Genomic DNA, 789 nt, shown 5'->3' on the forward strand with positions numbered 1-789 from the left:
CATAGAGCTCGCCACGCGTCATAAATTATTTAGAAAGAATCGTCTTCGCAATGAACTTGAGCGACTATATCGGGAAAACCATGTAATGAGGCTCGCAGACCTCTCGCCTGAATCAGACATAAACAACCGCCAGCAGACCGGACTGCATGAAGCTGAAAGAGCAACTGAGTGGCTCTTGATGCGATATGAAACCTGGCGATCAAAACACGAGGGGCAAGATGTTTAATCACATCCTGCAAGTGCTCCCCGCCCTGGAAAGTGGTGGTGTTGAGCAAGGCACATTAGAGCTTGCCGAGTTTCTTAGCCAACAAGGTCATCGATCGAGCGTCGCCTCTTCTGGAGGCAAACTTGCGCAGCGGCTAACCGAGTGGAACGTCGCCCATTACCAACTTCCGCTCGATCGTAAAAACCCTATTCAGATCATGCGTAACGCGAGACATCTAGAAAGACTGATCAACGAGCAAAACATCGATTTACTGCACGTGCGCTCACGAGCGCCGGCATGGAGCGTCTACCTTGCTTCACGTTCGACGGGCGTCCCATTTATCAGCACCTTCCACGGTTGTTATGGACACAAGAATGCGCTCAAGCGCTTGTACAACTCGGCGATGTTAAGAGGACGAGCGTGTATCGCAGTCTCAGAATTCATAGAGCACCATATACGCGAAACCTATCCATGGGCGAAGAATGTGGTGCAGATTAATCGAGGCGTAGATACCGACTACTACACCCGCTCCATTCAGGTAAGCCCGTCTATCTCAACGCATGCAACTAAGAAACCAGCCCAAG

General features: G+C 50.6%; 2 protein-coding genes. Both read left to right on the forward strand.

Annotation, left to right across the window (positions count from 1 at the left end):
• A partial coding sequence (locus A3751_RS23645) for a hypothetical protein (protein WP_231876927.1) occupies positions 1-226 on the forward strand: 226 nt, incomplete at its 5' end.
• Positions 219-789, forward strand: a 571-nt coding sequence (locus A3751_RS17760; protein WP_197466466.1) for a glycosyltransferase, incomplete at its 3' end; no start/stop codon positions are given. The genes A3751_RS23645 and A3751_RS17760, both read left to right, overlap by 8 nt.

This window comes from Oleiphilus sp. HI0080 (assembly GCF_001635135.1).